The sequence below is a fragment of the Pseudomonas sp. SWRI68 genome, from assembly GCF_014269165.1.
GTDB lineage: Bacteria > Pseudomonadota > Gammaproteobacteria > Pseudomonadales > Pseudomonadaceae > Aquipseudomonas > Aquipseudomonas capeferrum.
This window is the reverse complement of record NZ_JABWRU010000051.1, coordinates 1-1433: the sequence shown is the minus strand read 5'-3', so window position 1 is coordinate 1433 and position 1433 is coordinate 1. Positions and strand designations below refer to the sequence as shown.

Sequence of the window (1433 nt, the reverse complement as noted above, 5' to 3'; positions counted from 1 at the left end):
TGGACTGCCCCCAAAAAGTTGGACAGTTCTATGCTGCCGCCTGGGTCCTGTACTCGACAGGGCTCAGGCCATTGAGCCTCAGCTTGATGCGGTCATGGTTGTAGTAGTGGATGTACTCATCCAAGCCCGCTTTCAATTCATCCACATTCTCAAACCGCTTGAGGTAGAAAAATTCTGACTTGAGCGTGCCGAAGAAGCTTTCCATAGCTGCATTATCTAGGCAATTGCCTTTACGAGACATGCTCTGCTTCACTCCACAACTGCGCAGTTTCTGGCGATACTGAGCCTGCTGGTACTGCCACCCCTGATCGGTGTGGAGCACGAGTTTCGGCTTCTCCCCCAGGGTCTTGAGTGCCTTGTCGAGCATGTTCCCAACCAGGCTGTACTGTGGGCGACTGGCCGTCTCGTAGGCGATGATTTCCCCGTTATACAAATCCATCACAGGCGAAAGATAGAGCTTCTGTTGCGCCACCTTGAACTCGGTTACGTCACTCACCCATTTCTGGTTGGGGCGCTGGGCGACGAAATTACGCTCCAGCAGATTCATCGCTATCTTGCCGACAGTACCTCGGTACGACCGATATTTCTTGGGTCGCACCAGTGACTTCAGCCCCAGCCCAGTCATCAGTTTCTCAACGACCTTCTTGTTGACCAGCGGCCCCTCTTTTCTGATTGCTAGTGCAACGCGCCGATACCCGTAACGCCCCTTCTCTTTGTGATAGACCTGCCGAATTCTCTCTTTAAGCTCCGCGTATTTATCCGGCTTCTGTTGGCTCTGTACCTGGTAGTAAAAAGTGCTGCGAGCCAGACCGATCAGCCGCAGCAGGTCAGGCAAAGGGAATCTACGTTTGAGTTTGGAAACGATCAGGACTTTTTCGCCGGTATTCGTTCCTTTTCCTCGCGCAGAGCCTTGAGCTCCTTTAGGACAGCGTTCTCCATGCGCAGATACTCAAGCTCAGCCATCAGCTGGTCTCTGGGTTTTTGCGAATCGTCGGTATCTGTGGGCTTTGCTGGTTTAATCTTCTTCGGCACTTTAATCGGCTTTTTCTGGCGGATGACAGGGGCTACAGGGCTACCACTGTAGTACTGCCGCTGCCAGTTGCCTATCTGCGAGGACTGGCCGAGGCCAAAATGCGCAGCGGTTTGGCGAAGAGAGAGACGATGCTCGTGCATGTGGCTCAGCACTTGGCGCTTGAAGTCGTCGTCATAGCGCTGCCCGTGCGAGCGCGGACTAAGGCTGGACTTGCTCTGATAGCTGGAGACCCACCGGCGCAGCAGACTGACGTCGATACCGAAACGCTGGGCTACTTTTCGGAAGCCATCGCTACCATCTAGGTAGGCTGAGATGGCTGTGAGTTTGAACTGCTCTGTGTATTTGCCCATCGGTCCCCCCAAGGGTTGGATTTTTTGTCCAACTTCTTGGGGGCAGTCCA

General features: G+C 53.9%; 1 protein-coding gene. It reads right to left on the bottom strand.

Annotated features, from left to right (window positions below; translation table 11 throughout):
- Positions 1-28: 28 nt before the first annotated feature.
- Positions 29-1383, bottom strand: a protein-coding gene (locus HU770_RS26715) for an IS3 family transposase (protein WP_186666575.1) whose coding sequence is annotated in 2 segments (ribosomal slippage) — positions 29-910 and positions 913-1383 — 1353 coding nt in all. Because the reading frame shifts where the segments join, the coding sequence is not laid out codon by codon here.
- Positions 1384-1433 lie beyond the last annotated feature (50 nt).